We start from the raw sequence: 26,552 nt of genomic DNA, 5'->3' as shown, positions 1-26,552 counted from the left end.
GTGCTACCGCCGCTTCTTCGCCTACCGCTTCGTCTTCCGCTTCGACTTCTTCGCCGTCTTCTTCTTCGAAGCCTTCCGCTTCTTCGCAGCCTTCTTCGGCACTTTCTTGCCCTTGGCCCTCGCCTCCGACAGTCCGATCGCAATCGCCTGTTTGCGGCTCTTGACCTTCCTGCCCGAGCGGCCGCTCTTCAGCGTACCAGCCTTGCGTTTCTTCATCGCGCGCCTGACGTCGGTCGACGCTTTCTTCGAGTATCTGCGTGCCATTGCTTTTCTCCGGCTTCCTCCGTTTGGCAAAAAAGTAATTACCGGTGGCATGCAAAGTTCCTGCACGTCATAGTCCGCTTGCATTGACCGGCGACGGAGGGCATTTTGACCACCGGGGGACGACTGAAACGCCGGCAGCAAGAACGGCGCCGTCCCCGGACCGGGGAGGCTTTAATGACATTGACGAAGTCGCACGTCGCAGGCCCCGCGACGCCTGCGGTGCGGGAGATGACGTTCGGCGATCTCTTGCGCAAGGCGGCCGAGGCGGCGCCCGATCGTCTGGCCCTGATAGCCGGCGTCCCCGATCCGAAGCTGCGCCGTCAATGGACCCATGCGCAGTTCTATCGCGAAGCCCAGCGCACCGCCCGCGCGCTGCTGTCGCGCTTCAAGCCCGGCGATCGCATTGCGGTCTGGGCACAGAACATCCCGGAATGGATGATGCTCGAATTCGGCGCCGGCATGGCGGGCGTGGTGCTCGTCACCGTGAACCCGGCCTTTCGCGCCCGCGAAGTCGAATATGTGCTGAAGCAGTCGCGCTCGGCCGGCGTTTTCGTCGTCAGCGGTTTCCGCGGCAACCCGATGCTCGAGACGGTGCAGGCGGTGGCGCCGAACTGCCCGGACCTGCGCGAAATCATCTGCTTCGACGACTGGGACGCCTTCATCGCGGCAGGCGACGACGAGAGCGTCACCCTGCCGGCCGTCAGTCCCGACGACCCCGTCATGATCCAGTACACCTCGGGCACCACGGGCTTTCCGAAAGGCGCCCTGCTCCGGCATCGCGGACTTCTCAACAACGGCGCCGATACCGCCGACCGCATGGGCGTCGATGCCGGCGACGTCTTCGTCACCACGATGCCGCTGTTTCATACCGGCGGCTGCGTCTGCTGCGTGATCGGCGCGGTATCGAAAGCCGCGACCACGGTGCTGGTCGAGGCGTTCGAGCCCGGACTGGTGCTGGAAATGCTCGGGACCTATCGCGGCAATGCGATGCTCGGCGTTCCCACCATGCTGGTCGCGATGCTGGAACACCCGACCTTTGCGGCGACCGATCTCTCCTCTGTCAAGGCGATCTGCTCCGGCGGCTCCACGGTGCCGGCCGCGCTGGTGCGGCTATTGGAAGAAAAGCTCGGCGCGCCATTCACGATTGTGTTCGGGCAGACCGAATGCTCTCCGGTCGCGGCGCAAACCCGCACCACCGACAGCGTCGAGGACAAGGCCAATACGATCGGCCTGCCGCTTCCCAATATGGAAAACAAGATCATCGACCCCGCGACCGGCGAGACCGTTCCGGTGGGCACGATCGGCGAGTTCTGCACCCGCGGCTATCACGTGATGCTCGGTTACTTCGAAATGCCGGATGCGACCGCAGCCGCGATCGACGCCGACGGCTGGCTGCATACCGGCGATCTCTGCGCGATGGATGCCCGCGGCTACTGCACGGTGGAAGGCCGCCTCAAGGACATGATCATCCGCGGCGGCGAGAACATCTATCCGCGCGAGCTGGAAGAACTCTTGTTCAAGCATCCGAAGGTCGGCGAAGTCGCCGTGATCGGTGTTCCCCACGAGAAGTGGGGTGAAGAGGTCGCGGCCTTTATCCGCCCGGCGCCGGGGACAACAATCGAAAAGGAAGAACTGATCGACTACATGCGCGCCTCGCTCGCGCCGCACAAGACGCCGAAGCACTGGTTCGTGGTGGACGCGTTCCCGCTGACCGGATCGGGCAAGATCCAGAAATTCAAGCTGCGCGAAGCGTGGACAAAGGGTGAGATGACGGCGATCTAAGGAACTTCCGTTCATTGCAAAGACTTCACCGTCGTCCCTGCGAACGCAGGGACCCATACGCCGCGGCCGTTGTGAAGGGCACGCGGCACGACGGCTTCGCTTCAGTAACCCATAGTTCTAGTTGACTTACGGAGAGCGTCAGCCACCACGCTTCATCGATAGATCACGCGGTATGGGTCCCTGCGCCCGTGCGCAATTGCGCACTAGGCAGGGACGACGGGGTGTTCTTCGGATTCAATTTTCAACTGAAGCGATGCGCCAGCACCTTTCCAGCACGCTACACCGGCGCGGGCTGCAATCGACCTCTCACCCCTTGAATGTCGGTTGCCGCGGGTGGATGCAGTCCTTGAAGTCCGCAAAGCCTTTCCACGCCGGCTCCGGCGCGTCCTGTCCGGCGATCGGCGCGTAGATCGACGGCTCGATCGACCCCATCGTCGGAATGTAGCGGGGGCAGTTGGGAAAGATTGCGCGCGCGGTCACGCGAACGATGAGCTGCGCGCCGACCGTCTCCGCGAGCAGCGGGTCGTTGTCGCTCACCCTGGCGCTACCGTTGACCCGCAGACGCCGCGGCTTGTCATGCATGGCGAGGAACAGCAATCCGACATCGGCATTGACGACGATGTTGCCGAGACTCTTGAACATGCCGTTCCCGTCATAGTCGGGGAATGCGATCTCGGAAGGCCCGGTGATGCGCACAAAACCCGGCGCCCCGCCCTTGAACGAGCAATCGGGCCGGCCTTCGGCATCGGCCGTCGCCAGAAAGAAGTATGGCAAGCTTTCGATGTACTGCTTGTCGTCAGCGGTAAATTCCTTGCGCATCAGCTTCTCTTCCAGCCGGTCCGAAATCCGGCGGCTGTCGAACCGATCCTGCAGTTGTCGATTTCCTTCGTGATACATGACGCTCTCAGTCATGGCCGTGCTTCCTCCTGCCTGAGTTTCCTGCGCGCGCGAGCTCAGTCTGGATCAAATCCTGCAATTGAGCATACCACTTTACGGTTGCATCGTATGGGCAAGCTGACCCGCACGATGAACCGGGGACGCGACCACCGTCGCGGTCCAATCAATCCGGCGCGCGCAACCGGCAGCCGATGCCGGTCTGGCTCGGCACGCATTGCGGACGGGCGACCCGCGCTGTTCCAATGCAACCGGAACGGTGATAGGTTGACCAGCGACTGGGGAATCATCAATGCCGCGCCTGAAGTTGAACTTGAAGCTGGAGGCGCCGCGCCTGGGTGTCGCGCGCCACCTGACCTGCCGCGACGCCGGCTGGTGCACGGCCCGGTAAATCACGATCATGTTGGACCGGGCCTATCGGCAGCGCCTCGAAGCTGACCTTGCGCAATGGGAGAGCGATGGCGTGATCACGCCCGCGGTCCTCGCCGCGATCCGCGTTGCACTTCCGCCGCTCACTCCCGGCATCAACATCGCTGTGGTGGTGGCCATCGTCGGCGGGCTGCTGATCGCAGCTTCGTTTCTGGCTTTCGTTGCTGCTCATTGGATAGAACTCGCACGCCTGTTGCGTTTGGCGATTCTGCTTGCCGGCATCGTCGGCGCCCATGGCCTCGGTGCCTGGTTCGCCCGTGCGGGCCAGCCCGTCCTCGCCGACCTCTGCGCCAGCGTGGGCGCGATCATCTTCGGTGCCGCGATCGCCCTGGTTGGCCAGATGTATCATCTGGGTGGCGACTTTGCGGGCGGCATGCTGCTGTGGGCGATGGGCGCGCTTGTGGCAGCGGCACTTACCGGCTCGCGTGGCGCGCTAGCGGTTGCGCTGGTGGCGGCGTGCATATGGAGCAACATGCGCGTCTATGAAACTCATGATGCGGCGCATTTTTCATTCGTGGTGATCTGGCTCGCCGCCGCCGGCCTTGCGCTCGCCTGGAACTCGCGCGTGGCGGCCCACCTCCTCGCGCTGGCCGCGCTTCCCTGGTGGATCGCGACAGCGCTTCTCGCCGACCCCGCATCGCCATACGTTCTCGCCGACGGCGCGGCGCTGCTGTTCGGTGCAGGACTCGCGCTTGCTGTAGCGCCATGGCAGAGGGCATCTTCCGCCGGAGCCGTCCTGTCGACTTATGGGGCTTTATCGTTGGCCGGCGTCGCCATTCTGGAGGCGGCAACGGCCAACGAAGCTTTCCGTGCCCACGCCGACGTCTTAAGCCACCCGCTTTGGGCAATTTCATGCGGTATCGTAGGAGTGATCTTCGCCTTTGGAGCAGCGGCGACGACGCGCCGGGCCGGCGCGGCCTTTGCCGCAAGTGCGATTGGGTTGGTGCTTCTCGCATCAGCGGTATGGACGCCGCCGCACGTGGGGGAGCCATGGCGCGCCTACGCCTTGGCGCTCTGCGCCATGATCTGCCTTGTCGCCTCCGCCATGCTTGATACCGCGCGCCCGCGGATCGTCGCCGGCTGGCTCGGGATCGCCGGCGTTATCGCGGCAATCACATGGACGGTGGAGGGTTCGCTGTTGCACCGCTCAATGTTCCTCGCCGCGGCCGGACTTGTCGCTGTTGCGCTTGCTTTGTTGCTGAATCGCTTGCTGCCGAGAACCCGCGAATGATCAAGACCTCTGCCGCATCTGTCGCCGAATTATGGGCACGCATCCCGAAACTTGCCCTGTTCGGCGCTGCCGCCCTGGTTCAGGTCGCGCTCCTGAGCGTGATGATCATCGATCGCAGCCAGATTTTGCGCGAAGGCACGGAAGTAACCCTGCAGACCCGTCCCGTCGATCCGCGCGATCCCCTGCGCGGCGACTATGTCGTCCTCGGCTACGACATTTCGCAACTGCCGGCCGGCTCGCTTCTGAACCAGACTGCGGGTGAGCGCAACCCGATGGTGTTCGTCAAACTCGCGCCCAACCGCGACGGGCTCTACCAGGCCGTCTCGGTACATGCCGAACCCGTAGCAGTTACAAGTCCCGAGGTGTTGATCCGCGGCCGCGTCGCCTACGGCGCCACCTGCGGTTCAACTGGGCGCGTCTTCTGCGACAATCTGCAGATTCGCTACAACCTCGAAAGCTATTTCGTGCCCGAGGGTGAGGGCCTGAAACTCGAACAGATCCGCAATCAGAGCAAGCTGACAGTTGTTGCAGCAGTTCTGCCGTCAGGACGCGCCGCTATCAAGCGACTCTTGATCGATGGCAAACCGGCCTATGAGGAGCCGTGGTTCTAACACCCGCCCATCCCGCGGCGGCGTGACGCTGATCATGATCTAACCACCCGGTTAGTCCGGCGCCCGCAACCGATATCCGATCCCCGTCTCGGTCAGCACGAATTGCGGACGCTCGGGATCGGCCTCGATCTTCTGGCGAAGCTGGCGGACATAGACGCGCAGATATTGCGCATCCGTCAGCTCGTCCCACAGCTCTTTCAGCAGAAACCGATGGGTCAGCACCTTGCCGGCGTGCTGCACCAGCACGCGCAGCAATTCGTATTCCTTCGGCGAGAGCTTTACCTCGCGCTCGCCGGTCTTGACGATGCGGCGGACGAGATCGACGGAGAGATCGCCCGCGCGAAACACCGGCCGTTCGCCTTGAACCTGCAATTGGTGCCGCAGCGCGGCGCGCATCCGCGCCAGCAATTCGTCCATGCCGAACGGTTTTGTCAGATAATCGTCGGCCCCGAGATCGAGCGCCTGCACCTTGCCGGCCTCGTCGCCGCGGCTCGACAGCACCACGATCGGCACGCTCTCATTGCGGCCGCGGATCATGCGCAAGAGATCGTGGCCCTGGATGTCGGGCAGGCCGAGATCGAGGATGATCAGCGCCGGCTCCTCGGCCAGCTTCTCCAGCGCCAGCTTGCCGTTGGAGGCTTCGAGGATGTCATAGCCCTGCGTGCTCAGCCCCATCCGCAACAGCTTGCGGATCGGCGGCTCGTCGTCGATGACCAGGACCTTGATCGCGGGAGCATTCATGCGGCGGTATCCAGTGCGTCAGAGCCTCTGTTCCGATTGTATCAAAACAGAGGCTCCTTCTTTATGTTCTGACGCGTTTTCTTCACGCGAACCGGTGTCCATTTCGCTTGTCAACGCTATGCTGGTGGCCGGTACCGGCAGCCGAATTGATATCACCGCCCCGCTGCGGTCGGTGCGGTTGGCGGCCGAGATCGTGCCTTGCATGGCCTCGACAAAGCCGCGGGAAATCGCAAGTCCAAGACCGGTGCCCGGGCGGACGTGATCGCCCTTCTGCGCGCGATAGAATTTGTCGAACACGCTCTCCAGCTCTTCCGGCGGGATGCCATTGCCCTCGTCGAGGATCTGCAGCGAGACCTTTCCCTGATCGCGCGTTCCCCTGATCGAAATCGTGGTGCCGCCAGGGGCATATTTGGCAGCGTTGTCCAGCACGTTGAACAGCACCTGTTCGAACAGCACGGCATCGAGCTCCAGCATCGGCAGATTGGGGCCGAGCTCCAGCGACACCTTGTGATGCACGAGGATTTTTCCGGCGCGCCGCAGCGCGCTGCCGACGATCTCGCCGACATCGTGCCGCGCGGTATTCGGCACGATGGCGCCGGATTCCAGCTTGGTCATGTCGAGCAGGTTGGCAATGAAGCGGTTGAGCCGCTCGGATTCGTCGATCATGGTGGCGAGCAGCTCGTTCTTCTGCGCGTCGTTGAGGCCGGCGCCGAGATCGCGCAGGGTAGAGGCGGCGCCGAGCACCGAGGCCAGCGGCGTCTTCAGATCATGCGAGATCGAGGTCAACAGCGCGCCGCGCAGCCGGTCGGATTCCACCGTGCGCTTGACGCGGTCCATGTCCTCGACCAGCAGCACCCGCTCGATCGCGAGCGCGCCCTGATCGACCAGCGCATCCAAGAGGCGGCGCTGATCCGGCGTCAACAAGGGACCGGTGCGGTCGTCGTCGATGCCGATGACACCGATCGCGCCACGCCCGGTCCGCATCGGCAGGAACAGCCGCTTGGCGCCAGGCAACGTGTCCGAGCCGCGCCCGGCGGGGCGGTCATTGTCCCAGGCCCAGTGGGCGGCGGCGAGATCGGCGCTGTCGAGCTGGTCTTCCGGCGGATAGCCGGACTTGACCGTCAACACGCCCTCCTCCGGCAACAGCAGCACCACGCGCACCTTCAGCATCAGGGCGGTCTGATAGGCAGTCGCCCACAACACGTCGTCCAGCGTCGCCGTGCCCGCTAACTTGCGGCTGAAGGCGTAGAGCGATTCCGTGGTACGCACCCGGCCAATAGCCGTATCGGCCTGCGAGCGCACCCGCGCCGCGACATTGGAGACCAATAGGGCAATCAGCATGAAGAAAAAGAACGCCGCGATATTGGTTGGATCAGTGATGGTGAAGTTATAGACCGGCGGCAGGAAGAAGAAGTTGTAGCACAACGACGCCACGACGCTTGCCAGCATCGACGGCCACAGCCCGAAGCGCGCGGCGACAGCGACCACGGCGGTGAGAAACACCAGATCGACGTTCTCGATACCACCGAACAGGGGCTTGATCAGTGTGGCGGCGGCAAGGCCGATCGCGACGAACAGCAGCGCCATCAGATAAGGCCGCGCCTCGAACGGCTCCTGCCGCGCCGCGGTTTGCACCGCCGCCTTCGCTATCCCCTGCTCGTCGCCGGCAATCACGTGGACGCTGATATTGCCGGCACGCCGCACCAGATCGTGCACGACAGAACCGCGCATCAGTTCGAACCACCATGAGCGCGTCGACTTGCCGATGATGATCTGGGTGACATTGTTGGCATGCGCGAAATGGATGACGTCGTCGGCGATACGGCGGCCGACGCCGGGAATGGTCAGCGCCTCGCCACCGAGCGCTTCGGCGAGCCGCATGGTGTCGGCCAGTCGGTCGCGTTGCTCGTCGGTCAGTTGCAGGCTGCGCCGCGTCTCGATGCTGATCGCGGTCCACTGCGCATGCAGCCGGTCCGCCAGCCGCTTGGTGTAGCGCACCAGCCCTGCCGCCCGCGGATCTTCGCTGACGCAGACCAGGATGCGCTCGCCGGCGGCCCACGGTCCGTCGATCGCATTGGCCTGCATGTGCGTGAGCAACTGCTCGTCGACCCGCTCGGCAGTGCGCCGCAGCGCCAGCTCACGCAGCGCGGTCAGATTGCCCGGCGAGAAATAATGCTCCAGCGCGCGCTCGGCCTGCTTGGGGACATAGACCTTGCCCTCCTTCAGCCGCTGGATCAGGTCGTCGGGCGTGAGGTCGATCAGCTCGATGGCGTCGGCGCGATCGAACACCTTGTCCGGCACGGTCTCGCGCACCCGCACATGCGTGATCTGCGCGACCACATCGTTGAGGCTTTCGATGTGCTGGATGTTGACCGCCGTATAGACGTCGATGCCGCGGGACAGCAATTCCTCGACATCGAGATACCGCTTGGGATGACGGCTGCCCGGAGCGTTGGTATGGGCGAGTTCGTCGACGAGGGCGATCTGCGGCCGCCGCGCGATCAGCGCGTCGAGGTCCATCTCCTCGAGCGTCTGCTCCTTGTAGGCGAGCCGCCTGCGCGGCAGCACTTCGAGGCCCTTCAGCAGCGCTTCGGTTTCCGCGCGGCCATGGGTCTCGACCACGCCAACGACGACATCGGCGCCGGCCTTCTTCTTGGCATGGGCGCTCTGCAACATCTCGTAGGTCTTGCCGACGCCGGGAGCGGCGCCGACGAAAATCTTGAGCCGGCCCGCGCGGCTGTCTTCGCGCCGGGCCGCCTCCAGGAGGGCTTCTGGCGAGGGACGCTGTTCAGGGTCGCGGCGGGTTTGGACCATGCGGCAATATAGTCCTCACCCTTCGGCGGGCCTAGCCGGTCTCATTTCGAGGCCTCGTCCAATGCCAGATTCAACGCCAATACGTTAACGCGGGGTTCGCCGAGCAATCCTGCCATGCGGCCCTGGATGTGCTCCGTGACCAGTTGGCGGACCCGGGCTTCCGGCAGGTTGCGGGCCTTTGCCACCCGCGGGACCTGAAATAGCGCACCCTCCGGCGAGATGTCGGGATCGAGCCCACTGCCGGAGGTGGTGACCAGATCGACCGGCACCGCCGCGGAAGGGTTTTCGGTCTTCAGCTTCTCGACGTCTTCCTTGATCCGGTCGGCCAGCGCCTTGCTGGTCGGGCCGAGATTGGAGCCGCCGGAATTGGCGGCGTTATAGGGGGCGGAGACCGTCTTGGTGGAATCGGCCGGGTCCGGGGCAGAGGTCGCAGACAATCGGCCATGGAAATATTTGTCGTCCTTGAATTCCTGCCCGATCAGCGAGGAGCCGATCACCTTGCCGTCCTTCTCGATCAGGCTGCCTTGCGCCTGCTTCGGAAAGATCACGCCGGCAATCGCGGTCATGGCGAGGGGATAGGCAAGGCCGGTGATGGCCGTGAGCAAAAGCAGGATGAGGATAGCGGGACGGATTTCTCTGAGCATTGTGTGTCTCCTAAGTGTCTTCCGTCATTGCCTGCGACAAACGCGAAGCGTTTGCGCAAGGAAGCGAAGCGACGAAGCAATCCAGCTTTTCTTCGTGGGGTGAGATGGATTGCTTCGCTTCGCTCGCAATGACGGGGTTAGGCCAGGCCCAAGGCCGCAACCACCAAATCGATGGCCTTGATGCCGATGAAGGGAACGATGATGCCGCCGAGGCCGTAGATCAGCAGGTTACGGCGCAGCAACGCTCCAGCCCCTACGGCGCGGTATGCCACGCCTTTCAGCGCCAGCGGGATCAACGCGATGATGATGAGCGCGTTGAAGATGATCGCCGACAGGATCGCGCTCTGCGGGCTCGCCAGATGCATGATGTTGAGCACTTCGAGCTGCGGATAGAACGCCAGGAACATCGCGGGGATGATGGCGAAATATTTTGCGACGTCGTTGGCGATCGAGAACGTGGTCAGCGCGCCACGGGTCATCAGCAATTGCTTGCCTATCTCGACCACCTCGATCAACTTGGTCGGGTTGGAATCGAGGTCGACCATGTTGCCGGCTTCGCGCGCGGCCTGCGTGCCGGTGTTCATGGCGACGCCGACGTCAGCCTGCGCCAGCGCCGGCGCGTCGTTGGTGCCGTCGCCGCACATCGCAACCAGCTTGCCCTTGGCCTGCTCGTCGCGGATCAGCTTCAGCTTGTCTTCAGGCGTTGCCTGCGCGAGGAAGTCGTCGACGCCGGCTTCGGCGGCGATGGCGGCAGCCGTCATCGGGTTATCACCCGTGATCATCACGGTGCGGATGCCCATCCGGCGCAGCTCGGCGAAGCGCTCGCGAATGCCGCCCTTGACGATGTCCTTCAGGTGCACGACGCCGAGCAGGCGGCCTTCTTTGGCGACTGCAAGCGGCGTGCCGCCGGCTTTGGCGATCTCATCCGAAATCGCCTGGATCTCGCGCCCCGTCTCCGACATGACGCCCGATTGCAGGGCACGCACGGCATTGCCCGAGGCGACCGCGCGAACCGCGCCGCCGCCATCGACATAGGTCAGGATCGCATCCACCGCGCCCTTGCGGACCGAGAGCGAGCCGGCATCGATACCGCTCATGCGGGTCTGCGCCGTGAAGGGAATGAAGGTGGCGTTGAGCTCCTTCATGTCGCGGCCACGGATGCCGTATTTCTCTTTCGCCAGCACGACGATCGAACGCCCTTCAGGCGTCTCGTCGGCAAGCGAGGCGAGCTGCGCCGCATCCGCCAGCTCCTGCTCGGTCACGCCGCGCACGGGACGGAACGCCGTCGCCTGTCGGTTGCCGAGGGTGATGGTGCCGGTCTTGTCTAGCAGCAGCGTATCGACGTCACCGGCGGCCTCCACCGCGCGGCCGGACATCGCGAGCACGTTGAAGCGTACCAGACGGTCCATACCGGCGATGCCGATCGCCGACAGCAGCGCGCCAATGGTGGTCGGGATCAGCGTGACGAACAGCGCCACCAGCACGACGACCGAAATCGAGCCGCCGGCATAGGCGGCGTAGCTCGGGATCGTCACGGTCGCGAACACGAAGATGATGGTCAGCCCTGCGAGCAGGATATTGAGCGCGATCTCGTTCGGCGTCTTCTGCCGCTCCGCGCCCTCCACCAGCTTGATCATGCGGTCGATGAAGGTCGAGCCTTGTGCTGCCGTGATACGAACGCGGATCCAGTCGGACAATACCTGCGTGCCGCCGGTTACCGCCGAACGGTCGCCGCCGGATTCGCGGATCACGGGCGCGGACTCGCCGGTGATGGCCGCCTCGTTCACCGACGCCACGCCTTCGATCACCTCGCCATCGGAGGGGATGTTGTCGCCGGCCTCGACCAGGACGATATCGCCGACCTTGAGGGTGGTGCCTGACACCAGCCGATAGGACTTGTCGGATCCTTCCAGCAGCTTCGCCTTGCTCTCGGTGCGGGTCTTCTTCAGCGATTCCGCTTGCGCCTTGCCGCGGCCTTCCGCGACCGCTTCGGCGAAATTGGCGAACAGCACCGTGAACCACAGCCACAGGATGATCTGGAAGGTGAACGCGAGCCCCTCCCCGCCCGTCACCAGATTGCGCAGGAAGATCACGGTGGTGAGCGCGGCGACGATCTCGACCACGAACATCACGGGATTCTTGACCATCAGCCGTGGGTCGAGTTTGACGAAGGCCGATTTGATCGCAGGTACCAGGATCTTGGGGTCGAGCATCGCCGACGCCGTCACCTTCTTCTGCAGTTTCATGGCTTCCATGGACGTAAACTCCGAAGAGAAATCGATCAGAACAGGGTGTTGGCGTTCATTGCGAGGTGCTCGACGATCGGCCCGAGCGCCAGCGCCGGGAAGAAGGTGAGACCGCCGATGATCAGGATCACGCCGACGACGAGACCGACGAACAGGCCGCCGGTGGTCGGCAGCGTGCCGGCCGAGGGCGGAATCGACTTCTTGGCGGCAAGCGAGCCCGCCAGCGCCATCGCAGGCACGATCATGAAGAAGCGGCCGACGAACATCGAACTGGCGAGCGTCAGATTGTAGAAGAAGGTGTTGCCGGTCAGGCCGCCGAAGGCCGAGCCGTTATTGCCGGTCGCCGAGGTGAAGGCGTAGAGCACCTCGGTAAAGCCATGCGGCCCTGAGTTGGCCATCGAGGCCACCGCCGACGGCAGCACTACGGCAACCGCGGTCCAGCCGAGATACATCAACGGCAACACCAGGATCGCGAGCATCGCCATCTTGACCTCGCGCGCCTCGATCTTCTTGCCGACATATTCCGGCGTGCGGCCGACCATCAGGCCTGCGACGAAGATCGCCAGCACGACGAACAGCAGCATGCCGTAAAGCCCGGCGCCGACGCCGCCAACGATGATTTCGCCGAGCTGCATGTTGATCAGCGGGATCATGCCGCCGAGCGCGGTGAACGAGTCATGCATGGCGTTGACGGCACCGCAGGAGGCCGCCGTGGTGACGACCGCAAAGAGTGAGGAAGCAACGATGCCGAACCGGACTTCCTTGCCTTCCATGTTGCCGCCGGAGAGGCCGAGCGAAGCAAGTGTCGAGGTACCGTTGGCTTCGGCCCAATAGGTGACTGCGACGCCTGACAGGAACAGCACGCCCATCACGGCCAGGATCGCCCAGCCCTGGCGCTGGTTACCGACCATGCGGCCGAACACGTTGGTCATCGCCGCGCCGATCGCAAAGATCGAGATCATCTGCACGAGGTTCGACAGCGCGGTGGGATTCTCGAAGGGATGCGCGGCGTTGGCGTTGAAGAAGCCGCCGCCATTGGTGCCCAGCATCTTGATCGCGACCTGCGACGCAACCGGGCCGACCGCGATGGTCTGCTTGGCCCCTTCAAGTGTCGTGGCCTCGACGTAAGCGCCAAGCGTCTGCGGCATGCCCTGCCAGACCAGGAACAGCGTGTAGACGACGCAGATCGGCAGCAGCACATAGAGGGTGGTTCGCGTCACATCGACCCAGAAATTACCGATGGTGCGCATCGAGGAACGCGAGAAGCCGCGGATCAGGGCGACCGCCAACGCAATGCCGGTCGCAGCCGACAGGAAATTCTGGTGCGTCAGGCCGACCATCTGCGTCAGGTACGACAGCGTGCTTTCGCCGCCGTAGTTCTGCCAGTTGGTGTTGGTGAGGAACGAGATCGCCGTGTTGAAGGACAGATCCGGGGCGACGGCGGATTGCTCCGCCGGATTGAGCGGCAACACCGCCTGCAGCCGCATTAAGCCGTAGATGATGAGGAAGCCGCCGACATGAAACAGCAGCATGGCGACCGTATAGGTCAGCCAGTGCTGCTCACGCTTCTCATCGACGCCGCCGATCCAGTACAGCCCACGTTCGACCGGACGCAGTACCGGGGACAGAAAGGTGGACTCGCCGTTGAAGACGCGGGTCATATACCAGCCGAGCGGTTTGACCAGCGCGACCACAATCGCGCAGTACAGGAGAATTTGCATCCAGCCGATGACGGTCATGGTCGGGAATCCTTCAGAATTTTCTTGCAGGCAGCAGCAGGTGAATCAGCGCAAGCAGGAGTGCCGAGGTAACGACAAACGCCAGGACGACTTGGACCAGCGTGATCACGGCACCCTCAGAAGCGCTCGGGCCGCAGCAGCGCGTAGGTCAGGTAAAACAGCAGGCCGAGCGACACGAGTCCGGCAAGCGAGTAATCAAAGATCATGGCTCTGCTCCATTACAGCCGTTCGCAGGCATAGGCGTAGCCAATGCCCGCCACGAAGAAGCCCAGGGCGAGGGCCAGCATGAGAATGTCCAGCATGGGAATGTTCCTGTGCGACGTAACCCGCCAGCCGGACGAACGGCCAGCCTATTGGATGGCTGTGAGATGCCACCGGACGCATAGGTTTTCGAGACGGGAGGAATAGCGATGTTATAGGAATCTCATAAAGGTTCCCGCCGTCGTCCCTGCGTTCGCAAGGACCCATAGCCACCGAAGCCCGCTTTACGAAGATCCTCAGCCGCTCTGCGCTATCGAGAGAGCAACGCGGTATCGCGATGAGCGCGGGGCGCTCACGCGGGGGTCCCTGCGTTCGCAGGGACGACGATAGACCCCCTATGAAATCCCTATTTCTTCGCCCCTTGCCTCATCTCGCTTTCAAATGGGGGTCTGGCCAGCTTGGACGTGCGGTTGCAATGGCGACCGCGCTACGAGTTGAGATGACCCCATGTCACTTCTTTCAGAACAACAAGTCCCCACTGAACTCGGCGATCGACTCCGCAACGCCGGTTATGTCACCGCCGAATTCCTCTCCGACATCATTCGCGCGACCTCCCGGCGCCTGCCTTCCGCGAACCAGAACGCCAGGGCCGCCCGCATCGAGCGGCTGATTCAATCACACGCCTGGACCGACGTTGCGCTCGCGCTGATCGACCTGGAGCTACCGCAATGGCAGGTCCGCCGCCTCGCCTACGACGACGGCGAATGGTATTGCGCACTGTCGCGGCAGCGCGAGCTACCCGATTGGCTGGATCAGTCGATTGAGACCCGCCACGCCGATCTGGCGCTGGCGATCCTGAGCGCGTTCGTCGAAGCCCGGCGCGTCAGCGCACCGTCGAGCCGGACCAGCGTGCCGAGCGCCCCGCGACGCGCCGGCACCGTCTACGAGCCGATCTACAGCGACAATTTCGCCTGACGCGGGGCCTCCGTGCAACACTGGCCGACCTGCCGCGACGGTTGCGCTCGGCCCAGGTCCTGGTCCGGTTCGGAGTCCGCCTGCTCGTCCTGGTCGCCTTCGCCAGCTTTGGCAGCATCGCATTGAATCAAAGCCTGATGGCGCTGTTCTGGATGGCCACGGTCCTCTGCGCTGTGATCGCCGGCATTCGGCGAGAGCGGCTTCTCGATCACGATCTCAACCATTGGGACGAGATGGCGGCCTATGGCGCGCGATGCGCGCTCACCCGCGCGCTCGGCTGACCATTCATCAAAAAATAGCTCGATCTCCTATGCGGTCCTTATGAGATCGCTCGCAAGCTCCGCTCGAATTCATATCCATCCGTAAGGATATTCAAGGACACCTACTCGTCTTGTGAAGGAATACCAACGTGAAACTCGTCGAACCTCCATCGTGCAGCGCCGCGTCCACCATCGTCTTTATCGGCCGGAACCGGCGCGGCCAGTGGGTCGCCCAGGAGCAAAACGGCCTCTATGGCGGCCTGTTCGTCAACCGCACCCAGGCGCTGAAATACGCGCTGTTCGAGAACGGACATCACCCGGAAACGATCGTCGAATTGTCGCGCGAGATCGAGCTCAATATGCACGGCAGCCGCAGCCTCGCTGGTCGACCGGTGGCCGGCGACCGTACCGAACTCGGCCGGACTTGCTGAACCCCATGACCTCGCTGGCGAATCCGGCAAGCTGGCTCGCCGGCTACATGACCGACCTCCCAACCCCGTTCGACGCCGATGCCGAGCTCGATCTCGACGCTTTCGCCACGCTGTGCGAACGCCAGATCGACGCCGGCGCCTCGGCGATCATCGTCGGTGAGACTGCCGGCGAGGCATCGACGCTGACGACGGCCGAAAAGGATCGCCTCATTCGCTGTGCCGTCGAGACCGCACAAGGCCGCGCCCGCGTCATTGCGGGCGCCGGGTCCAATTCGACCGATCGCGCGATCGAACTGACGATGCGGGCCGAGCGCGCCGGCGCGGATGCCGTGTTGTCGGTGGTGCCCTACTACAACAAGCCGATGCAGGCGGGCATCGCTGCGCATTTCCGCGCCATCGCCGCCTCCACCACGCTCCCGGTGATCCTGCACGACATTCCCGCGCGGACCGTTCGCCCGCTGGCAGACGAGACGATTTCCCTTCTGGCTCAGTCCAGACAATTCGTGGGTTTGAAGGATGGGACAGGTGACGTCTCCCGCCCAACGCGCCTGAGTTCGCTGGTACCGCCCGGCTTTCGACTGTTGTCCGGGGACGACGTTACTGCCTTCGGCTTTATTGCCAGCGGGGGTCACGGCTGTATTTCGCTGGTTTCAAATATTGCACCGGACGTGTGCCGGAGGATCTTTTCGAACTTGAAGCAGGGCCGGCTGCAATCGGCGCGTCAGTTGCATCGCCGTCTCGGCCCGCTGGAGGCTTGTCTGTCGAATGACGTCCCGGCGGCCTTGAAATACGCGCTGAGCCTGCTCGGATTGATGCATCCCAATACCCGTTTGCCGATCGTGGAACTGGATGAAGCGGACAAAGCGCAGGTGGCACGCGCGCTTGCTGGCGTCACCGACGACGATTCGATCGAGGCCGCGCAGGCGTGATGTCATTTTCGCGCTGTCGGCCCTGGACGAATGTCGACCAAGGCGTCGCAACGAGCACGGCAGGATTGCTTGAACAGCATGAGAGGATACTGCGCGCGTGGCAGCTTGCGATCCTGCGGTTTGCCGTGACCCTCGACGATACCGATCGCCTCAACGTTCTAGCGATCGCGCAGGAAATGGACCGATCTGGCCGAAAGGAGCGTGAGAGCGAGTTCCGCTTCTTCAGAAAAATGAGTGCCGATCTCTGCCTGGCAATCCTCGATCAGGGCGAGACGCGACCTGCGATCTTGAGCTGTTATCTCGCGCAAATCGGCGAGCACCGATTGAAGCGAGCATTCGCAGCAGCCGTTGGCATGACTGAACCGGACGCCGCGCCGGTGATGCGACGCCCGAAACAAGATCAGGACCTGTTCAAGGGTTTGCCGTCGCGCAAAGTTCGGGCTTAGAGCTCAGAAAGCATGAACCCAAGCGTGCTTTATGATTCTCCTATACGGCGCCGCAGCCGAACCTCTCGCATTCCTATGGGTCCGCGATACATCATCATCTCAATGAAACAGTATTGCTGCGATCTTGCGAAAGGAATCCCCGGACATGTCGACGCTGACACATCACTTTGAAGATTCGCTTCATTCAACGGAAAGGCAAAACGCCATCGGGATTGGTACGGCCAAAATGCATCTGGCGACAGCCAAACAATTCTGCCTGGGTGCGCTTGCGATGCTTTCGGCAGGAGGGCTGCTCACCGGACTGGTCGTGCTGAGAACGGCGATCTATTTCTCGCGTTTCCATTATTGACACACCGCGTCGCCCGCCTTTCCGGCGAGGGTCTGGTCAACCCACGCCGTGCTTCGCCCGCCACGCCGGTCCCGGACCGCGCATGTAGTGAGCTTCCGGGCGATAGATCCTGACCGGCTCGTTGGCGATCAAGATCAGCAGGCGGGTTAACGCGCGCAGCAATAATGCCGCCACTGATTTGGATATTGATTGTCGCATGTCAGAAATCCCATTTCTCGCCGAGATGCAGCGGCTGGCGCGGAAACCGGTCGCTATGCGCTTCGGTGTCGGGTTGGTTTCGGGCGCGCCCGGTTCGCACGCATTGCGGCGTGCAGCCGCAATTCGTTGCGCAGCCGTCGGATCTTTGCTGCGGCGATCGCGCGATGGATTGTCTTCAGTGCGGTCCGCAGGCGGCGTACCGCGCGGCCGACGGAAAAGCCGCCGACCGAGCCTTGCCGCCGCTCTTGGTGCGAATAGAAAAGCGTCATGTTCGTTTTCCCAATACCGGCTCGAATGCATGCCGGATAACCAAACATGCGAAGACAGGCGTAGGATTTCGAGATGCCCGGCGGCCCTTTCGCATAGGCACGGCATAAAGATCGGCAGAGCGCGCCGGCATGATCGACGCGTCCTCGGGAACATCATTGTCTCGATCGCATTGACGGTGAATTCCATGGTGCTAGCCTCATTCGAAAACATCGCCGCGAAGCAAGGTTCGGCAACAATCATCGAGGGTGGAAGCCATGAACGTCGCATCGCCAGGCATCATGAAAAACGAGCCGGCCGCCTCCGACGGCGTGGTCGCAGCCGGCGTCTACGTCGAAGGCCGGCGTGTCGCCAACATCGCCATTGATGAAGCCTCGAGCTGGCGCAACAAGCCCGACCACGTGGTCTGGATCGGACTCCATGAACCCGATATCGCCGTGCTGCGCCGCGTGCAGCGGCAGTTCGAGCTGCATGACCTTGCGATCGAGGATGCCGACCACGCCCATCAGCGGCCGAAGATCGAGCAATATGGCGACGCGCTGTTCATCGTCGCGCGCACCGCGCAGCTCGAGGGCGACAGCATCGCATTCGGCGAGACGCATCTGTTCGTCGGCGAAGGATATATCGTGTCGGTCCGGCACGGCGCATCGACGTCCTACAAGCCGGTGCGCGAACGATGCGAAAGCTGCCCTCGGGCGCTGGCCCGGGGCGAGGATTACATTCTCTACGCCATTCTCGACTTCATCGTCGACAACTACTCCCCCGTGCTCGAAACCATTCAGGAGGAAGTCGAGGCGATGGAAGCGCAGGTGCTCGCCAGCGCCATGACGCAGGCGCAGATCCAGCGCCTCTATTTGCTCCGGCGCGACCTGCTGCGGCTGCGCAACGCGGTTGGGCCCCTGGTGGAAGTCTGCCGCCGGCTCGAGCATGACAACCTGCCGATGGTGCGATCCACGATGCAGCCGTTGTTTCGCGACGTCACGGATCACGTCCGGACGGTGCAGGAGCAGATCGATTCGCTTCGCGAGGTGCTGGCGTTTGCCTTTGAGGCAAGCCTCCTGGTCGGCCAGGCACAGGAGACCGCGGTGTCCAAGAAGCTGGCGTCATGGCTCGCCATCATCGCCGTCCCGACGGCGATCGCCGGCGTCTACGGGATGAACTTCAAGCACATGCCGGAACTGGAGTGGGAGTACGGCTATTTCGGCGTGATCGGCACGATCCTGCTGGTATGCGCAGCCCTCTTCTGGCGGTTCCGGCGCGTCGGCTGGCTATAGGCTTCTAAGGCGCCGAAAAGACTGCATTTTCCGGGCGCAAACCAGTACCCACCTCGCTTGAGACGGTATAAACTACGGACGAGCCAGCGATCCGGCAGGCGGGTGAGCATCATGACTGCCATATCGATTAGCAAAATAGTCCTCCCCCTGGTGGCGGTTGTAGCCGCCGGTGGCGCCGTCTTCGCCATTCAGTACGTGCGCCAGGAGCCGCCGGCTGACACCATGGCTGCAACGACGGCGCCTGCGACCTCGAAACCTGCACCTGATACGCGAGTGGCCGCGCTCGCAAATGCCAAATCGGAAGCAAACGCCGTCGTGGACGCGCTGATCGGATCGCCCGCATCGCCGGAGAACAGCGACGGCGTGCCGACATTCGACGTTGCCCGCATCGAACCGACAGGCGAAGCGGTCATCGCGGGCCGAGCGGCGCCGGGCGCAACGGTGGAACTGCTGCGCAACGGCGAAGTGCATGATCGCGCGGTCGCGGATAAATCCGGACAATTCGTGATGGTACCGCCCAAGCTTCCTTCGGGCACTTTCGACCTGACGCTGCGCTCGAAACAGGCTGATGGCACGATGGCCACATCCAAGCAGCACGTGACGGCGGCGCTGGAGCCGAAATCGACTGACCGGCCGGTCGTAGCGCTGGTCACGCCGGACAAGCCCACCGTTGTGCTGTCGCAACCGGCCGCGCCAAAACCGGCGGCCGGCGCCGTGGTCGTGGAGACCGTCGAGATCGAGCCGGGCGGCAAGTTCCATGTGAGCGGCCAGGCGCGCGCCGGCGCGGCGCTGAGGCTTTATCTCAACGACAGCTTTATTACGTCGGTAACGGCCGCCGCGGATGGACGGTTTGCGGTCACCATCAATGAGGGGGTCGCACCGGGCAGCTACCGTGTCAGGGTGGACGAGGCGTCGAGTTCTGGCACAGTGCGCGCACGTGCCGAGGTGCCGTTCAACGCTCCCGACACAACCGCGTCCGTGTCGGCGCAGGCCACCGCGGCCAAGCGCCCGGACACAGCCGGTCCGCAGCTGGCGGCCGCAGGGGCTACCGTCTTGCCGGACAGTGGCTCGTCGCCCTCCACCGTGGTGGTGCCGAAGATCGCGACCACCACCGTCTCCCGCGGTGACAGCCTCTGGCGTCTCAGCCAGGTCACCTACGGCGCGGGCATGCGCTACGCCGTCATCTACAAGGCGAACCGGGGGCAGATCCGCAATCCCAACCGGATCTACCCCGGCCAGATCTTTGTCCTTCCCGCGCAGTGAAGGGCGGACGGAGCCCCGGATATCGCTTCGCTCATCCGGGCTACAAGACTGGCCGTCCGCCAGGACCGCGCTACTCCGCCGCCGACTGCAATTCCACCTTCTCCGCACGCACGGCGCAGAACTTGAATTCGGGGATCTTGCCGAACGGGTCGAGCGCCGGGTTGGTCAACAGGTTGGCCGCCGCCTCCGCGTAGCAGAACGGCATGAACACCATGTTCTCAGGCACATCGCGGTCGGAGCGCACCTTGACCTCGACGGCGCCGCGGCGAGTTTCCAGGCGGATGAAATCGCCGGGCCAGACGCTCAAGCGCCGCATGTCCTTGGGTGACATGAACGCAACCGCCTCCGGCTCGATCTGGTCGAGCACGCTGGAGCGGCGGGTCATCGAACCGGTGTGCCAGTGTTCGAGCACACGTCCCGTCGACAGCACCATCGGATATTCGGTATCGGGCACCTCGTCGGGTGCGATCACCTTCGCCGGCACGATCTTGCCGCGACCGCTCGCGGTCGGGAAGCCCGTGGTGAAGATGATCTCGTTGCCGGGCTTGTCGGAAGCATCGACCGGATAGGTCACCGCGCCCTCGCGCACCAGCCGGTCCCAGGTGATGTTGTTCAGCGACGGCATCACCTGCGTCATCTCGGTGAATACGTCGGCCGGGCCGTCATAGTTCCACGGCAGGCCCATGCGCTTGCCGATCTCCTGGATGATCCAGAGATCCTGCCGCGCATCGCCCGGCGGCCGGATCACCTCGCGCGCAAGCTGCACGCGACGGTCGGTATTGGTGAAGGTGCCGGACTTCTCGGCAAAGGCCGAGGCCGGCAGGATCACGTCGGCATGGAACGCAGTTTCGGTGACGAAGAGGTCCTGCACGACCAGATGGTCGAGCATCGCCAATGCCCCGCGCGCGTGCTGCAGATCGGGATCCGACATCGCGGGGTTTTCGCCCTCGATATACATGCCGGTGATTTCGCCGGCATGGATCGCGTTCATGATCTCGACCACGGTCAAGCCTCGCACCGGATCGAGATCCTGATGCCAGAGCTTCTCAAAGGGCTCGCGCAGATCGGTACGCCCGACCGGCTGGTAGTCCGGCAGGAACATCGGAATCAGGCCGGCGTCGGAGGCGCCCTGCACGTTGTTCTGGCCGCGCAGCGGATGCAGGCCCGTCCCGGGACGGCCGACCTGACCTGTCGTCAGCGCCAGCGCGATCAGGCAGCGCGCGTTATCGGTGCCGTGGATGTGCTGGCTGATGCCCATGCCCCAGAAGATGATCGAGGACTGCGAGCGGGCATAGACCCGCGCGACTTCCTTCAGCGTCTCGGCCGGAATGCCGCAGATCGCTTCCATCTTCTCCGGCGGAAAATCCTTGATGCGCTCGGCGAGCTCATCAAAACCTTCGGTGTAGCCCGCGATGTATTGCTGGTCGGTCAGTCCTTCGGTGATGATGGTGTGCAGCATCGCGTTCAGCATCGCGACGTCGCTGCCGGGCTTGAACGCCAGATGCCGCCAGGCGTGGCGCGACAGCGACTGCCGACGCGGATCCATCACGATCAGCTTGGCGCCGCGCTTGGCCGCGTTCTTGATGTAGGTCGCCGCGACCGGATGGTTCACGGTCGGATTGGCGCCGATCACGATGATGACCTCGGCGTCCATCGCAGCCGCAAAAGGCGCCGACACCGCGCCCGAGTTCAACCCTTCCATCAGCGCCGCCACTGATGAAGCGTGGCACAGCCGCGTGCAGTGATCGACATTGTTGGAGCCGAAGCCGGTGCGCACCAGTTTTTGGAACAGATACGCCTCTTCGTTCGAGCCTTTCGCGGAGCCGAAACCGGCCAGCGCCTTGACGCCCTTTTCGTCACGGATTTTTACGAGGCCCTTGGCCGCAATATCCAGCGCCTCTTCCCACGAGGCTTCGCGGAAATGCGTGAAGGGATTGGCCGGATCGACCTGGTCGTTGGCGTCCTTCTTCGCATTCGCCAGCCGCACCAGCGGTTTTGTCAGCCGATGTGGGTGATGGATATAGTCGAAACCAAAGCGGCCCTTGACGCAGAGGCGGTTGTGGTTGGCCGGACCGTCGCGGCCTTCGGCGTAAATGACCTTCTCATCCTTGACCTGATAGGTGACCTGACAGCCGACGCCGCAGAACGGGCACAGCGAGTCGACCTTCTTGTCCGCATAGGTGACGCGGGTTTGATTTTCGTCCAGCATCACCGAGGGCATCAGCGCGCCGGTCGGGCAGGCCTGCACGCATTCGCCGCAGGCGACGCAGGTCGATTCACCCATGGGATCGTCGAAGTCGAACACGATCTTGGCTTCGTGGCTGCGGTAGGCCATGCCGATGACGTCGTTGACCTGCACCTCGCGGCACGCGCGCACGCAGAGGCCGCACTGGATGCAGGCGTCGAGATTGACGCTCATCGCCGGGTGGCTGGTATCGCTCTGCCAGCGCTCGGCGGCCGGAAAGCGACTCTCGGTGACTTCGACCTTTTCGGCCCAGTGCCAGAACTTCGAATCGGGATCGTGCGAGGTCTCGCGCGCCGGCTGGTCGGCGACCAGCAATTCCATCACCATCTTTTGCGCGGCGACCGCACGCGCGCTCTCGGTCTTCACCTTCATGCCGACGCTTGGCGTGCGCTTGCAGGACGCGGCCAGCACGCGCTCGCCCTCGATCTCGACCATGCAGGCGCGGCAATTGCCGTCGGGCCGGTAGTCAGGCTCGGGCGAATAGCAGAGATGCGGGATTTCCTTCTGGTGGCGTTTTGCCACCTGCCAGATGGTTTCGCCCGCGTTGGCCTCGACTTGCTTGCCGTCGAGTTCGAACTTGATCCTGGTCATTCCGCGGCCTCTTTCGGCACGAATTCTTCCGGAAAATATTTAATCACTGACGTCAGCGGATTCGAGGCGGCTTGTCCAAGCCCGCAGATCGACGCGTCGCGCATCGCCTGGCTCAACTGGTCGAGCAACTCGCGGTCCCAGACCGGCTTTTCCATCAGGATCGCCGCCTTCTGGGTGCCGACCCGGCACGGCGTGCACTGGCCGCAGCTCTCATCCTCGAAGAATTTCATCAGGTTCAGCGCCGCGCCTTTCACGCTGTCCTGCTCGGACATGATGATGACGGCGGCGGAACCGATGAAGCAGCCGTATTTTTCCAGCGTACCGAAATCGAGCGGGATGTTGTCCATCGAGGCCGGCAAAATGCCGCCTGACGCGCCGCCCGGCAGATAGGCGTGGAAGGTGTGGCCATCGGCCATGCCGCCGCAGAACTCGTCGATCAGTTCGCGCACGGTGAGGCCAGCCGGCGCCAGCTTAACGCCGGGATTCTTGACGCGGCCCGAGACCGAATAGCTGCGCAACCCGACACGGTCGTTGCGGCCGTGGCTCTTCCACCAGTCGGCGCCCTTCTCCACGATGTCGCGCACCCAGAAAAGCGTCTCGACATTGTTGATGAGCGTCGGCAGGCCGAACAGGCCGACCTGGAACGGATAAGGCGGCTTGTGCCGCGGCAGGCCGCGCTTGCCTTCAAGACTCTCGAGCAGCGCGGACTCCTCGCCGCAGATATAGGCGCCAGCGCCGCGACGCATGTGAATTCGCGGACCGCCTGCGGGCAGCTTGGCAATCTCGAGCGGAAGCAGCTTGAGGGCGGCAGGATATTCGTCACGCAGATAGATATAGACGTCCTCCGCGTCGATGATATGCGCCGCAATCAACGTCCCTTCGAGGAAACGGTGAACATCGCGGAGCAGATAGAAGCGATCCTTGAACGTACCGGGCTCGCCCTCGTCACCATTGACGGCCATCAGTCGGGGACCCGGCTCGCCCAGCACTGCCCGCCATTTGCGGCCGGTGGGAAAGCCGGCGCCGCCGAGCCCCCGCAAGCTGGAGTCGTCCAGAACCTTGAGAATGTCTTCCTTGCTGACCCGCCCCGCGCGCAAGTCACCAAGCAGCTTGTAGCCGCCCTCGCTGACATAGGTCTCGTAATCGACGTAGGACGGGATGATTGGATGGGTCTCGCCCCGCGCCGCGGTATCGAGGACCTCGGCCGAAGTCGCATTGAGTACATAGCGGTGTCCGACTTCAGCGACCGGCGCGCTGTCGCAGAATCCGACACAGGGCGCGCGCACCACGCGAATGCCGGGGCCGGACTTGTCCTGCAATTCGCTGAGCAGCTTTTCCGCGCCCATCATGGCGCAGGTGAGCGAATCGCAGACGCGGATGGTCAGCGGCGCGATGTCAGGCTCGCCCTCCTTCACCACGTCGAAATGCGCATAGAAGGTCGCGGTCTCGAACACTTCCGCAAACGACAGCTTCATCTCGTCGGCCAGCGCCGCCAGATGCGCCGCCGAGATCTGGTGATACTTGTCCTGGATCAGGTGCAGGTGCTCGATCAGGAGATCGCGTCGCCGCGGCCGATCACCGAGCAGAAGCTCGATCTCGTGGGCAGCTGTGGGGTCAACCTGGCGCCCCTTCGGGGTCGCCTTGGCCCGCTTCCGTCCCGCGCCCGGATGTTCGAACGCGCGGACCGTTTGTACGTCATGGACAGTCATTGATTGCGTCTCGTTCTCTGACCTGATCAGATCGACTCTAATCTCTGGCATACCAGATGCCAAGCGAATTATAAGGCTGTGGCAAGGATTTACGTGAGCGGGCCCGCGGAATCATCGCGCTCGACCCACGCCCGCTGTCTGCAGCGAATGAACCGCGAAATGACCGCAAGATCAATAAAGCCATCGTATGCTGCGATTGCGAACGCCTATCGATCCGCCGGTCGGAACCGAGGTCGGAAGACGCCGCGGGAAACCATGGTAGCGGTCCCGCGGCGTCCTCCGTCATCAGAGTATCTTGACGGCGCTTTCCAGCGTCTTCCAGACACCCCAGGCCAGCGGGATGCCGACAAACGCCCAGAACAGCGCGGCCTTGGCGTCCAGCCCGCCAAATCCGATGCCGTACGATCCCGATGGTCCCGATGCGCCCGCGCTTGCCGTCGCCGCCTGCAGCTTGGCGACCTCGGCATCGCTCATGTGCCATTTTCTATCGACTGGTTTGATCAGGTAGTTGCAGATCAAGCCCGCGATCAGCATGGCGCACAGGATGTACATCGTGGTGTTGTAGAGCTGGTCACGCGGCACGCCGGCGGCAAGCTGGAACTCGCGGATGTAGTTCACGACCACGGGACCGATGATTCCGGCCGTCGACCAGGCCGTCAGCAGCCGGCCGTGGATGGCGCCCACGAACTGGGTGCCGAACATGTCGGCGAGATAGGCCGGCACGGTCGCGAAGCCGCCGCCATACATCGACAGGATGATGCCGAAGCCGAGCACGAACAAAAGCTTCGAGCCCATTTCGGCGAAGGTCGGCGCCAGCGCGTAGAGCGCGATGCCGAGGATGAAGAACGTGTAATAGGTGTTCTTGCGACCGATCTTGTCCGACAGCGACGCCCAGAAGAAGCGGCCGCCGATATTGAACAGCGAGAGCAGCCCGGCGAAGCCGGCCGCGATACCCGCAATAGTCGCCTTCTGCGTCGCGTCGAGCTGGTTGAAGCCGACGTCGGGCAATCCGATCAGCTTGCCGGCGAAGATTTCCTGCAGCATCGGCGAAGCCATGCCGATCACGCCGATGCCCGCCGACACGTTGAGGCAGAGCACCCACCAGATCAGCCAGAACTGCGGCGTCTTGTGCGCGTCTTTCAGATGAACGTGGTTCTGCGAAATCATCGCGTTGGCTTTTGCCGGAGGCGTCCAACCCTCGGGCCGCCAGCCGGCCGGCGGAATGCGATAGCGGAAGGCGCCGATCATCATGAACACGAAATAGATGACGCCCATCGCGACGAAGGTTTCCCAGACGCCGACGGAAGTCGGCGACTTGAAATAGTTCATCAGCAAGTTCGCCAGCGGCGCGCCGATCATGGCGCCGCCGCCAAAGCCCATGATGGCCATGCCGGTCGCCATGCCGCGGCGGTCCGGGAACCATTTCACCAGCGTCGACACCGGCGAGATGTAACCGAGGCCAAGGCCGATGCCGCCGATCACGCCGGAGCCGAGCCACAGCAACCAAAGCTGATGCGTGTAGATGCCGATCGCACCGAGGAAGAGACCACCGCACCAGCACAGCGCCGAGACGAAGCCCGCCTTGCGCGGGCCGACGCGCTCGAGCCAGCCGCCCCACACCGCGGCGGCAATGCCGAGCAGCACGAAGAACAGCGTGTACATCCAGCCCATGCTGGCGACCTTCCAGTCGCAGGTGGTGGTGAAAAGTTCCTGCACCAACGTCATGTCGGAGCATACCTTCGGCGCGCTCATCCCGAGCGCGCGCGACAGCGGCAGCCAGAACACGCTGAAGCCATAGGCCATGCCGATGCAGAGATGAATGCAAAGCGCCGCCGGCGGCACCAGCCAGCGATTGAAGCCGGCGGTTGCGATCGTTCGCTCCTTGTCGAGGAGCCCGAGCGCACCAGATGGCGCAAGAGTGACATCGGCAGTGCTCATAGAAATAACCTCCGGGTTCGTGGCCTTACCGGCACATCGGTTGGAAAGTTGGGGAATTGCGTGAGGTGGGCCGCGAAACGC

General features: G+C 63.4%; 22 protein-coding genes and 1 pseudogene. 11 read left to right on the top strand and 12 right to left on the bottom strand.

All coding sequences use genetic code 11. The annotated features are described in order from the left end of the window. Positions 1-21 precede the first annotated feature (21 nt). Positions 22-216: a DUF6496 domain-containing protein gene (locus tag KIP88_RS46955; RefSeq protein WP_249791321.1), complete on the bottom strand. Its 195-nt coding sequence runs from the start codon at positions 214-216 to the stop codon at positions 22-24. Positions 217-438: 222 nt separating this feature from the next. On the opposite strand from KIP88_RS46955, the gene KIP88_RS37765 reads away from it, so the two are divergent. Then, positions 439-2,046, top strand: coding sequence for an AMP-binding protein (locus KIP88_RS37765; RefSeq protein WP_214493262.1), 1,608 nt, complete (start codon positions 439-441; stop codon positions 2,044-2,046). A gap of 306 nt (positions 2,047-2,352) precedes the next feature. Here the strand turns inward: KIP88_RS37765 and KIP88_RS37760 are convergent, their stop codons facing one another. Further along, the gene (locus KIP88_RS37760) at positions 2,353-2,958 is read right to left on the bottom strand and encodes a pyridoxamine 5'-phosphate oxidase family protein (RefSeq protein WP_214493261.1); all 606 of its coding nucleotides are present in this window, start codon (positions 2,956-2,958) and stop codon (positions 2,353-2,355) included. 382 nt (positions 2,959-3,340) lie between these two features. Between KIP88_RS37760 and KIP88_RS37755 the strand changes: the two genes are divergently transcribed. Together KIP88_RS37755 and KIP88_RS37750 are read left to right on the top strand one after the other, a co-directional pair. Then, entirely contained in the window at positions 3,341-4,600 is a 1,260-nt protein-coding gene (locus KIP88_RS37755; protein WP_214493260.1) for a DUF2157 domain-containing protein, read from the top strand. Next, positions 4,597-5,211, top strand: coding sequence for a GDYXXLXY domain-containing protein (locus KIP88_RS37750; RefSeq protein ID WP_214493259.1), 615 nt, complete (start codon positions 4,597-4,599; stop codon positions 5,209-5,211). The genes KIP88_RS37755 and KIP88_RS37750 overlap by 4 nt, the downstream gene beginning before the upstream one ends. Before the next feature lie 51 nt (positions 5,212-5,262). On the opposite strand, the gene KIP88_RS37745 is transcribed toward KIP88_RS37750, so the two are convergent. The 6 genes and pseudogenes from KIP88_RS37745 to KIP88_RS37720 form a co-directional block, all read right to left on the bottom strand. Continuing rightward, entirely contained in the window at positions 5,263-5,952 is a 690-nt protein-coding gene (locus tag KIP88_RS37745; protein WP_214493258.1) for a response regulator, read from the bottom strand. Positions 5,953-6,063: 111 nt separating this feature from the next. Beyond that, positions 6,064-8,766 (bottom strand): annotated as a pseudogene (locus tag KIP88_RS37740) (DUF4118 domain-containing protein); the annotation flags it as partial. A 41-nt stretch (positions 8,767-8,807) separates the two neighbouring features. Continuing rightward, on the bottom strand, positions 8,808-9,410 hold the full coding sequence (locus tag KIP88_RS37735) for a K(+)-transporting ATPase subunit C (RefSeq protein WP_214493256.1): 603 nt from the start codon (positions 9,408-9,410) through the stop codon (positions 8,808-8,810). A gap of 137 nt (positions 9,411-9,547) precedes the next feature. Continuing rightward, positions 9,548-11,665, bottom strand: a complete 2,118-nt coding sequence (kdpB, locus tag KIP88_RS37730; RefSeq protein WP_214493255.1) for a potassium-transporting ATPase subunit KdpB — start codon at positions 11,663-11,665, stop codon at positions 9,548-9,550. A 26-nt stretch (positions 11,666-11,691) separates the two neighbouring features. Continuing rightward, positions 11,692-13,395: a potassium-transporting ATPase subunit KdpA gene (gene kdpA / locus KIP88_RS37725; protein WP_214493254.1), complete on the bottom strand. Its 1,704-nt coding sequence runs from the start codon at positions 13,393-13,395 to the stop codon at positions 11,692-11,694. A gap of 116 nt (positions 13,396-13,511) precedes the next feature. Further along, positions 13,512-13,601, bottom strand: a complete 90-nt coding sequence (locus KIP88_RS37720) for a K(+)-transporting ATPase subunit F (protein ID WP_016846764.1) — start codon at positions 13,599-13,601, stop codon at positions 13,512-13,514. Between the two features lie 502 nt (positions 13,602-14,103). Here KIP88_RS37720 and KIP88_RS37715 point away from each other — a divergent pair. The 6 genes from KIP88_RS37715 (at position 14,104) to KIP88_RS37690 (ending at position 16,986) form a co-directional block, all read left to right on the top strand. Then, the gene (locus KIP88_RS37715) at positions 14,104-14,571 is read left to right on the top strand and encodes a hypothetical protein (protein WP_214493253.1); all 468 of its coding nucleotides are present in this window, start codon (positions 14,104-14,106) and stop codon (positions 14,569-14,571) included. Positions 14,572-14,612: 41 nt separating this feature from the next. Further along, entirely contained in the window at positions 14,613-14,852 is a 240-nt protein-coding gene (locus tag KIP88_RS37710) for a hypothetical protein (protein ID WP_249791320.1), read from the top strand. A 128-nt stretch (positions 14,853-14,980) separates the two neighbouring features. Continuing rightward, a complete protein-coding gene (locus KIP88_RS37705; protein WP_214493252.1) occupies positions 14,981-15,262 on the top strand; it encodes a hypothetical protein in 282 nt (93 codons plus the stop codon). Between the two features lie 5 nt (positions 15,263-15,267). Beyond that, complete coding sequence (gene dapA, locus KIP88_RS37700) at positions 15,268-16,191, top strand: 4-hydroxy-tetrahydrodipicolinate synthase (RefSeq protein WP_214493251.1); 924 nt, start codon at positions 15,268-15,270, stop codon at positions 16,189-16,191. A 65-nt stretch (positions 16,192-16,256) separates the two neighbouring features. Then, entirely contained in the window at positions 16,257-16,637 is a 381-nt protein-coding gene (locus KIP88_RS37695) for a hypothetical protein (protein WP_214493250.1), read from the top strand. 145 nt (positions 16,638-16,782) lie between these two features. Then, positions 16,783-16,986: a hypothetical protein gene (locus KIP88_RS37690; protein ID WP_214493249.1), complete on the top strand. Its 204-nt coding sequence runs from the start codon at positions 16,783-16,785 to the stop codon at positions 16,984-16,986. 36 nt (positions 16,987-17,022) lie between these two features. Here the strand turns inward: KIP88_RS37690 and KIP88_RS37685 are convergent, their stop codons facing one another. After that, positions 17,023-17,640, bottom strand: coding sequence for a hypothetical protein (locus tag KIP88_RS37685; RefSeq protein WP_214493248.1), 618 nt, complete (start codon positions 17,638-17,640; stop codon positions 17,023-17,025). Positions 17,641-17,708: 68 nt separating this feature from the next. Between KIP88_RS37685 and KIP88_RS37680 the strand changes: the two genes are divergently transcribed. Then, complete coding sequence (locus KIP88_RS37680) at positions 17,709-18,725, top strand: magnesium and cobalt transport protein CorA (protein ID WP_214493247.1); 1,017 nt, start codon at positions 17,709-17,711, stop codon at positions 18,723-18,725. A gap of 111 nt (positions 18,726-18,836) precedes the next feature. Further along, the gene (locus KIP88_RS37675) at positions 18,837-19,988 is read left to right on the top strand and encodes a LysM peptidoglycan-binding domain-containing protein (RefSeq protein WP_214493246.1); all 1,152 of its coding nucleotides are present in this window, start codon (positions 18,837-18,839) and stop codon (positions 19,986-19,988) included. A 70-nt stretch (positions 19,989-20,058) separates the two neighbouring features. Here KIP88_RS37675 and fdhF read toward each other — a convergent pair whose 3' ends face one another. The 3 genes from fdhF to KIP88_RS37660 all read right to left on the bottom strand — a co-directional run bounded on the left by fdhF (position 20,059) and on the right by KIP88_RS37660 (position 26,471). Then, positions 20,059-22,824 carry a formate dehydrogenase subunit alpha gene (gene fdhF / locus KIP88_RS37670; protein WP_214493245.1) on the bottom strand — a complete coding sequence of 922 codons (2,766 nt, stop codon included), beginning with the start codon at positions 22,822-22,824 and terminating at the stop codon, positions 20,059-20,061. Next, a complete protein-coding gene (locus KIP88_RS37665; RefSeq protein ID WP_214493243.1) occupies positions 22,821-24,533 on the bottom strand; it encodes an NADH-ubiquinone oxidoreductase-F iron-sulfur binding region domain-containing protein in 1,713 nt (570 codons plus the stop codon). The genes fdhF and KIP88_RS37665 overlap by 4 nt, the downstream gene beginning before the upstream one ends. A 285-nt stretch (positions 24,534-24,818) precedes the next feature. Beyond that, positions 24,819-26,471, bottom strand: coding sequence for an OFA family MFS transporter (locus KIP88_RS37660; protein WP_214493241.1), 1,653 nt, complete (start codon positions 26,469-26,471; stop codon positions 24,819-24,821). Between the last annotated feature and the right edge of the window lie 81 nt (positions 26,472-26,552).

The organism is Bradyrhizobium sp. SRL28 (assembly GCF_018596315.1).
Taxonomy (GTDB): domain Bacteria; phylum Pseudomonadota; class Alphaproteobacteria; order Rhizobiales; family Xanthobacteraceae; genus Bradyrhizobium.
The sequence above is the reverse complement of the archived record's forward strand: the minus strand, read 5'-3'. Positions and strand labels throughout refer to the sequence as shown.

Bases quoted from the DNA above. Each gene is read 5' to 3' on its own strand.
- KIP88_RS37735 (WP_214493256.1), bottom strand. From the start codon at position 9,410: ATGCTCAGAGAAATCCGTCCCGCTATCCTCATCCTGCTTTTGCTCACG.
- dapA (WP_214493251.1), top strand. From the start codon at position 15,268: ATGACCTCGCTGGCGAATCCGGCAAGCTGGCTCGCCGGCTACATGACC.
- KIP88_RS37755 (WP_214493260.1), top strand. From the start codon at position 3,341: ATGTTGGACCGGGCCTATCGGCAGCGCCTCGAAGCTGACCTTGCGCAA.
- KIP88_RS37765 (WP_214493262.1), top strand. From the start codon at position 439: ATGACATTGACGAAGTCGCACGTCGCAGGCCCCGCGACGCCTGCGGTG.
- KIP88_RS37720 (WP_016846764.1), bottom strand. From the start codon at position 13,601: ATGATCTTTGATTACTCGCTTGCCGGACTCGTGTCGCTCGGCCTGCTG.
- KIP88_RS37680 (WP_214493247.1), top strand. From the start codon at position 17,709: ATGAACGTCGCATCGCCAGGCATCATGAAAAACGAGCCGGCCGCCTCC.
- KIP88_RS37675 (WP_214493246.1), top strand. From the start codon at position 18,837: ATGACTGCCATATCGATTAGCAAAATAGTCCTCCCCCTGGTGGCGGTT.
- KIP88_RS46955 (WP_249791321.1), bottom strand. From the start codon at position 216: ATGAAGAAACGCAAGGCTGGTACGCTGAAGAGCGGCCGCTCGGGCAGG.
- KIP88_RS37690 (WP_214493249.1), top strand. From the start codon at position 16,783: ATGTCGACGCTGACACATCACTTTGAAGATTCGCTTCATTCAACGGAA.
- KIP88_RS37665 (WP_214493243.1), bottom strand. From the start codon at position 24,533: ATGACTGTCCATGACGTACAAACGGTCCGCGCGTTCGAACATCCGGGC.
- KIP88_RS37715 (WP_214493253.1), top strand. From the start codon at position 14,104: ATGTCACTTCTTTCAGAACAACAAGTCCCCACTGAACTCGGCGATCGA.
- KIP88_RS37685 (WP_214493248.1), bottom strand. From the start codon at position 17,640: ATGGAATTCACCGTCAATGCGATCGAGACAATGATGTTCCCGAGGACG.
- KIP88_RS37760 (WP_214493261.1), bottom strand. From the start codon at position 2,958: ATGACTGAGAGCGTCATGTATCACGAAGGAAATCGACAACTGCAGGAT.
- fdhF (WP_214493245.1), bottom strand. From the start codon at position 22,824: ATGACCAGGATCAAGTTCGAACTCGACGGCAAGCAAGTCGAGGCCAAC.
- KIP88_RS37660 (WP_214493241.1), bottom strand. From the start codon at position 26,471: ATGAGCACTGCCGATGTCACTCTTGCGCCATCTGGTGCGCTCGGGCTC.
- kdpA (WP_214493254.1), bottom strand. From the start codon at position 13,395: ATGACCGTCATCGGCTGGATGCAAATTCTCCTGTACTGCGCGATTGTG.
- KIP88_RS37750 (WP_214493259.1), top strand. From the start codon at position 4,597: ATGATCAAGACCTCTGCCGCATCTGTCGCCGAATTATGGGCACGCATC.
- KIP88_RS37745 (WP_214493258.1), bottom strand. From the start codon at position 5,952: ATGAATGCTCCCGCGATCAAGGTCCTGGTCATCGACGACGAGCCGCCG.
- kdpB (WP_214493255.1), bottom strand. From the start codon at position 11,665: ATGGAAGCCATGAAACTGCAGAAGAAGGTGACGGCGTCGGCGATGCTC.